At 36.4% G+C, this 8,162-nt stretch carries 4 protein-coding genes; 3 read left to right on the top strand and 1 reads right to left on the bottom strand.

Features of this window, described 5'->3' with window-relative positions; all coding sequences use genetic code 11:
* The first annotated feature begins 726 nt into the window (after nt 1–726).
* A complete protein-coding gene (locus EHQ47_RS01600; RefSeq protein ID WP_135776419.1) occupies nt 727–1,695 on the top strand; it encodes a hypothetical protein in 969 nt (322 codons plus the stop codon).
* Complete coding sequence (locus EHQ47_RS01595; RefSeq protein ID WP_135776418.1) at nt 1,692–5,066, top strand: hypothetical protein; 3,375 nt, start codon at nt 1,692–1,694, stop codon at nt 5,064–5,066. Before EHQ47_RS01600 ends, EHQ47_RS01595 begins: the two co-directional genes overlap by 4 nt.
* 1 nt (nt 5,067) lies before the next feature.
* Here the strand turns inward: EHQ47_RS01595 and EHQ47_RS01590 are convergent, their stop codons facing one another.
* A complete protein-coding gene (locus EHQ47_RS01590) occupies nt 5,068–6,153 on the bottom strand; it encodes a helix-turn-helix domain-containing protein (RefSeq protein WP_135776417.1) in 1,086 nt (361 codons plus the stop codon).
* A gap of 169 nt (nt 6,154–6,322) precedes the next feature.
* Between EHQ47_RS01590 and EHQ47_RS01585 the strand changes: the two genes are divergently transcribed.
* Complete coding sequence (locus EHQ47_RS01585; protein WP_135776416.1) at nt 6,323–8,044, top strand: alpha/beta fold hydrolase; 1,722 nt, start codon at nt 6,323–6,325, stop codon at nt 8,042–8,044.
* The last annotated feature ends 118 nt before the right edge of the window (nt 8,045–8,162 follow it).

Here is an 8,162-nt window from a genome sequence, read left to right as displayed (position 1 = left end):
AGAATGTTACTTCGAATACTTTTACTTTTGAAGCATTATTTTGATTTTAGATACTATTAATTATGAAGCAATATGGGACTTCCCATAATGTATATTATGTCGCATTATGGATTGGGCTTTTTTGAGTGTACTCGTACATCCTTTACAGTTTTGTCTCAATACATGCTTTACAAAAAGAATACTAAAATCCTGATACAGACGCTAATGAGGATGGCATTGGGTTTTTAAAATACAATAATTTTCCAGTATATCGAATGATATTATGATATTGAATTTACTAAAAAGATGTACATCGTGTTCCGAATCAAAGAATTAGATTCTTTTTTGTAGAGAATGTATCGAGTTCAATTCACAATGGATGAAATAATTATAAACCTTACGTTAGCATTAAATATATGTTGGATGTAACTTGTTCGATTATTTCCTTTGTTTGTTCTGCTTTCGTTTTATCTAAAAGCTTCGACGAATTCACAAAAAACCTCTATAACAACTGGTGCGAACTAATTTCCCAAAGCTCCACACCATAAATGCATTCAATTGTCTTAAAGAATTCTATGAGACTATACTGAAAATGAACCAGTCATTACATCGATGTAAAAATTCAGACGAAACATAAACCATTGTAGCGATATTCATGGTTTTTATATTCAAAAATGCTAAAATAAAAAATAAATTGCCTAATCAAGTATAGTTTCCATTTTGCATCAAAGTTTTCAAAAAAACAAGATGTTAGAAATTAAAACAATAGTCACCAATGATGTAAAAAAAGAATCAATTATAACCGGATTCGAAAGAATACTTTTTGAACGAGATTGTTTTGGCAATCTTTGGATTGGTTCTTGGAACCAAAGCCCCATTCTATATAGGAATGATGGATCAAAAATCACTCGTTACGAATTCCCCATTGGCTATTATCTTGCAAGTGATAATCCTTTTGATTCAAATCCAGACTGTACATTGTTTGGTTCTTCACAGTCTATTTTATACTTCAAAGATGATGTGTTTTTTAGTGTTCCTTCACCAAAATTAGCAAACTCTGCACCTTACCAAATCCTTAATATTGGAAAATATACTTATGCAATTTTTGCTAATACAGGTGGAAGGAGGCTCATCCATCGTTGGGATGGAGCCAGTTGGGAAACTTTAAATAGTCAACTAGACTTTTTAAATCTCAATAACCTAAAACAACTAAGTAAAAATAAAATTCTTGTGACAGAAAACAATTCAGAAATCGCTTACATACTTGATTTGGACGGAAAGTTGGTCTCGGAATTTTCAACGAGTGGTGCACCTATGAAAGTAAAAATGGATTCGAAGAAAATTTTCTTATATTCTGACTCTAAACTTGAGGTTCGTAATTCTGACGGAGAATTAAAAAGCATTCTTGATTTATATGACGAATCGATAAAATCATATTTTGGATCCTATCTAGAATTCATTGACTTAAATATAGAAGATGAATCCAATCTCACTTTGCTTCTAAGAGATAGAAACAAAAAACCTGCAAAAAAACACCTATTGAACTTTAATTTAGACACATTGACTCTAACTCCTCATCCACTATACGATAGATTAACACCTGAAATGAATTTACTACAATTTGAGAAAGATAACTCAGGAGAGTTTTGGTTTAAAATTTTTGGGAACCACTACTCTGAATCTTTCTTAACATTTAATAAGGAATTAACTTTATGAAACAACAAACAACTAAAGATTTTCAAAAGGCGGATTTTTACTCTGGAAACCTAAAAGAGATTATCATTGATCGTATGTTAGTATTTCAATCTCAGCGCGATACTTTTCAGAAGGCAGTGGAAAAAACTAAAAACAAACTAGACCAAAACTTTTTAAAAGACTTCGAATCCATGTATGGTTTTAAGCCTGGGAAAGAAATTTTAGAATGGGAAAACCTAAAAAAAGGCTACAAATCCATTATGTATGAAGTAGCAGATGTTTGGAATATGATTGACCACCACTCCGCCGAAGAAGAAGAAATGGAGGAAAATGAAGATGGTGGTTTTGAATATGCTATCTCTTCTACAGAAAGATTAATCAAAATAAAGGATCCTGAAGAAGTACTTTCTTGGTTAGTTGGCACTTACAGCGGACTTATGTTTTTATTTAATGGTTCATATGCCTTTGCTTCGGACGGTGGAGGAGACACATCATGGATCAACTTACTTCCTAATGAAAATGAATCTGTCGAGGTAAATCATTATAACCATGAAATAGGAGAACTCGAGAACCTTCCTTATTATTCGATCACCCATTTTATTTTAGACAACTGGAATAATGAATCAAACGAAGGTTATGATGATGAAGAGGAAGAAGAATTCGAAGAAGAAGACTCTCAGAAAAAACCAAAAGAACCAATTTTAGTTTCCAAAATCAAAGATAGTGTCATCAGAGCATTTGAAAAAGAAGCTACAAAATATTATGAAAAAAAACCTATCTATCACAATTCTTTGGATATGTTTGAAAGATCTTCTTGGCTACTTGGCCATAGTTATGGAGATCCAGCCTATGCATTTACGGAAAAACTCGCAGATGCACCTTCCTTTGCCATTTGGGAGGAAGAAAAAACAGATATTAAAAATTATCCCAATTTAGCCGCCTACTGGATCCTACATCATTTTTATTTTAAAAATGATGATGCATGTAAAGAGACCATCAAACTTGCTAACAAATCCAAAGGGAAAATCATACCCACACTCAGCCAACACATACTCAATTATTTAGAAGGTAAGTCAAAAACCTTATTCAACGTTGCATCAGAGAAAGTAGAAAAGATTAGATCTCAAACGTTTTCCAATGCTGATCCAAAACACATCGATCCCAAAAATTTAAAAATATATAATGAGAGTTTAGGATTATCCAATCTAAAAACAATCTCAAAAAAAGAACTAGAATCGCGACTAAAATCAGAAGTAGACCTATTCAAACTGATTGAAGAATTTCCTGAAGATGTAGCAGCACATGATACCATTCTAAAAGAAATTTCCAAAAACGATACAAACCTAAAAAGGCTTATCGATGATTACTTTCGAGAACGAACCGATAGTGCATACAATACTTGGCCATATAACCCGGAAAAACTAGACAAACGGCTTTCAGTTGCGATCAATGCAGCTTTCCGACAAGGCCTGAAGTACGATGCGGAAAACAAAAAAGCTTTTTGCGGAATAACAAAAACCATCGGCATGTTAGACGACGATAGATCAATGGTTTCACTTAGAGAAGCGGTTCATAAACTCAAACAAGATGACCCCAGAATGGAATATGTTGTAGAGGCTCTCATCAATAGTGATCATAAAGAATCCAGATCCATATTAGCTGATGCAGCATGGCGCACTTTCGAGACCCTTGACAATATAAAAGAAATCAAAGATAAAGTACAAAAAGAAGGCCCCACCTTAAACAATATGTTTACTGTCTACACTCATTTGAATGAAGCATTACAGGAGAGAATTCTAACTTTAGATGAAGTTTCCATAAAACTAATTCAAAAACTTTTTAGTTACAGCGATCACTTCAAATACTTTGGAGTGAGTGTAGGGAATGCTTTTTCCGTATGTGCTCATTTAGGACTAAGTGAATATACGGGAGTCATTGCGGATTATTTAAGGAGGAGTTCCCAAATCAAAGGGAGAGAAAAAGGATCCTATTTGGAATTACGTCTGATCATTAATATCTCAGAGGCGGCACTTGCCCTGGCAAAGATGGAGCCAGAAAAAGCAAAACAAGAGCTCTCTAAATTCTTTGCAGAAGTTGATGAATCCAATGATCCTGGAATTGCAATTGACCTAAAGGCATGTTATGTAGCAGGCCTTTTGTTTCTGGAACCAGATAACAAAGAGTATTTGAACTTTGCTGAAAGGATTCTTGGGAACAAAGGAGACCAGGTTCGAGTTTATGGAATCATCCGTTGTATTAAAAAGAAAAAAATTGCAAAACTCAAAGATTATCTTTGGTATCATATCTATGCAGACCCTGATCCAATGGTGGATTACTCTTGGACATATATCGAAGTAGAAGCAAGGAGTGCATGGGAAACACTCACGGGTGAAAAAGCACCTGAATTTGATAATTCAGATAAATATGCTTCCGCACTGTCCAAAAAGAAAGATTTATTACCTGAGGCCATCCTCCATCCTGAAAAGTATAGTATCCAACATGTATTCGAGAAAATTCGTGAAACTAAATACAAACATGAGGATGTCATTCGATATGGAGGTCCTTGGCTTGTAGAATCCTTACGATATTCTATGGATGAATACAAATATTCAGGATCTTATGATAGGTGGGAAGCAATCAAAGCCTTGTTTATACAAGGTCCAGGAGTATATCCATATTTTCTGGAAATTTTCAAACTGCCTTATGCTGACTCATCATGGAAAACTTATTTATTACAATTTATGCGGGTGATGGAACCAGAATCTCTAAAGTGGAAAAAGGTTCTTACAATGGATGCAGATCAAATCAAACCACTTCTCGAAGAACCAACACCCGATTGGTATGTATGGACTGATTTACTTGCTGCTAAATTGTTTTTGTTAGAGGGTGATTCTTCTTTTGAAACGATTTCAAAACTTATTATTAGACGTTTGGATATGACAAACCATGAATCCTATGATTCTAGTATTTATGAAGAAGTTTTGGGGTTAAGATTACCATTACTTTGGAGATGGTTTGGCAAAAAAGGAGACGATTTGATCCAAAAACATTGGAAAGAAACTAAATCTAGTTCTGAAACACGCACCATGTTAGACATGGCAGCCAGACGCAAGTTAAACGATAAAATTCCTGATTTGCCAAAAATTGACAGTGCGGGGATTTTACTTACCTTCTACCCTGAGGAACGTGAATATGGTTGGCATACATGGATTCATATGACTCCCGATGTGGTTCGATTCGGAACAAATGAATTTCATTTACATTCTGTATTGCCAGATTCAAAAACAGAATCAAGTATCACATCTGCAGGTGAGCATTTAGAAATGATCTGGAAGATGGCAAACATTCTAGGATATACAGTATCAAAGAAAAAACCGAAAGGGAAAAAGTAAACTAACTCTTCCCCACTGACTTTGCATATTCACTTGGGGAAACTTTTTTAGATGCCTTAAATGCTAAATTGAAGTTTGCTTTGGAATTAAAACCAACTTGGTAAGCAAGAGACAACAAGTTGGCTTTTGGTTCTTCTTCTAGAAGACGACAGACTTCTGAAATGCGACATTCATTGATCAAACGATTGAAGTTAATACCAAGATAAGCATTGATATATTCACTGAGTTGGTAATCCTTGATTCCTAACTTCTCAGCAAGGGAGGCTAAACTCAAATCCTCTTCTCGATAGATACACTCAACTTTCAAATAATAGTCCAAGTCTTTTTGAAGTTTTTCTAAATCCAAGTTTAGGATCCGAGAAGTTCGATAGGATTGGCGAAGCCCCGGCAAAATATCTTTGAACAATTCGTGATTGATTTCTGTTCCGATAAAAGCAACTACTGCCATCAGTGTGGCAAGCCCTGCTGTAAAATATATTCCTGTATGCCAACGAAAGAATGTACTAAAAAAGATAAAACTTGCAAAGGTAATGTTTCCTTTTAATATCATTCCCAAAACTTGTACGCCTAACTTTGCTTCTTTATTAGGATTTCGATAGAGGATCATTCTATATTGATAGATCATCCAAATAAAAGTACCAACCCAGTAGACACAACCTATGGCAGAAATTACTTCTGGTACAGAAAAATCTGCCCCCGCAAAACTTTGATTCATTGATTGTAACAGGAGATGAGGAGCCTTCCATTCCAAAAGAAGAAGCAGAAGAACCACAAAAAAAGTTGGATACAACCGTTTTAATCCAGATAAAGGGACTGGTTCTAAACTTAAAAACTGTTCGATTGTATACTGCATACTGCCTGGGATTAAAAAAATAATGGGCACATATCCATGATTCAAAAGGGAGATTTTAAATTCGAACCCAACATACAGACGATAGGCGTAAAAAATCAAAGTCCCACCCGAAAAAGCAGCGATCATGGCAAAGGGAAATCCTTTGGAACCCTTTTCTTTCACAAGAATCCCAAGGCCTAATATGAAATGATACCAAACCCCGAACTGGAGCCATGAACCAAAAAACTCGAACATCTAGCAAAATTCGGACGAAATGCACGCTTCCGTCAACCTTTTGCGTCCCCTCTGTACTTAGAATTGGTACAAAATTATGATATTAGACCTAAAAAATCGTCCAAAATCGCCATCTTGGACGCCATTTCAACGCAATCGTGGTAAATTTGAGTCAATTCAGAGGCGAATTATGAAAAAGCAAAAAATCTTTCGTCTGCTTTTGCCACTTGGGATCTTTCTCTTGGTGGCTTGCGGACAAAACGGAAACCAAAACTCAAAAGACAATGCTGCCGTATTAGGTGTGTTAAATGGAACAAACTCCAGCACTTCGGCAACTCCGGAAGCTCTCCAACTGAGCAATGCGGCGAATGCAAAAGACATTCAATCTGCATTTGCAAAAGAAAACGATGGAAGTTTCACTTTCAATGACAACATCTCGTTTCTAAGTAACGATGGTGTGAAAATTACAGGGAACTTATTCATTCCTAAATCAGGAACAGGTCCCTTCCCTGCCGTGATTTTTGTCAACAGTTGGGCTCTTAACGAATATGAGTATATTGTACCTGCTGCTAAACTTGCAAAAAAAGGGTACGTTGTGTTCAGTTATAACACTAGAGGATTTGGAACTTCTGGCGGACTCATCAATGTAGCAGGTCCAAAAGACATGGAAGATCTTTCCAAAGGAATTGATTTCCTATTGGCTAATGCTCCTGTGAATCCGACAAACATTGGTATTGCGGGTATTTCTTACGGCGCGGGAATTTCTCTTCTTGGCCTAAGTAAAGAACCTAGAATCAAAACAGCCGTTGCCATGAGTGGTTGGGGAAGTTTGCCAGACTCTTTGTATGGGAATCAAACTCCAAGACTGGTTTGGGGATTATTACTTGTCACTGCCGGTTATATTACAGGAAGAATGGATCCTATCATTGCAGAAAATTTTGGAAAACTTTTAGACACAAGAGATGTGGCAACAGTTTTGGCATGGGCAAGTGAAAGATCACCAAACAGTGCTGTTGCGGCTTTGAATGCGGCAGGAAAACCTGTTTACATTTCCAACAACTCACAAGACAATTTATTCCAACCAAATCAAATCCTTCCTTACTTTGAGCAACTCACAGTACCAAAAAAATTAGATTTGAACAATGGAATTCATGCTACAGCAGAAATTGGAGGAGTTCTTGGAATTGAAAACTATGTTTGGACCAATGCGTATGATTGGTTTGATTATTGGTTAAAAGGAGTCCAAAATGGAATCATGACAAAACCGAAGGTTTCCATTCAAAAAAGATTTTCTTCTTCCAGAGTGACTTATGCCTCCTGGCCTAATCCAAATAAGGTGGAAAGAACATACCATCTGCGCCCTATGGGTCTTCTCACTCCAGGAAAAATCACAACCACTGCGAACACATCGAATGGAAATGATACAATCCTTTCGGGCGGGACAAACGCTACAACCGGAGTTCCCCTTCTATCCGAAATCTTAGATGGTGCCGTTTCCGTGCCAGTGACAACCAATGTTAATTTGATCGATCGTTCAAATGCAATGGTTTATATTTCTGACCAACTCACCACTTCGCTCAAACTGAGAGGTAGAACTTTCTACAAAGGTAAAATCAATAGTTCCGACAATGCACCTCACGTTGTTGTCTATTTGTATGAAGTTGATTTTTGGGGAACAGGAAAGTTGATCACACACGGAACAGCAACCCTGTTCGGTGTCAAAGGAAAAGACACAGACCTAATTGTTGACTTGCAAGCTGTGGCTCACGACTTCCCTGTTGGTAGTCGATTGGCCCTTGCGATCGATAATATTGATCCAATGTATGCGGTTCCAAAACCTGTGTCTCTATATACAACAACCTTCAAACACAGCACATCTACTGCATCGACACTTCGTTTTGAAAGTGAATAAAAATCAATTTCACTCATAACGACTCACCGTTGTTTGGGAGAGGGTTTCCTCTCCCATTTTGATCTACTAAATCACTTCCTTTTTAACAAACCAGATAACAAAAATCTAATGCGCCCCG

Origin of the sequence: Leptospira bourretii, assembly GCF_004770145.1 — a bacterium.
Lineage (GTDB): Bacteria > Spirochaetota > Leptospiria > Leptospirales > Leptospiraceae > Leptospira_A > Leptospira_A bourretii.
The sequence above is the reverse complement of the archived record's forward strand: the minus strand, read 5'-3'. Positions and strand labels throughout refer to the sequence as shown.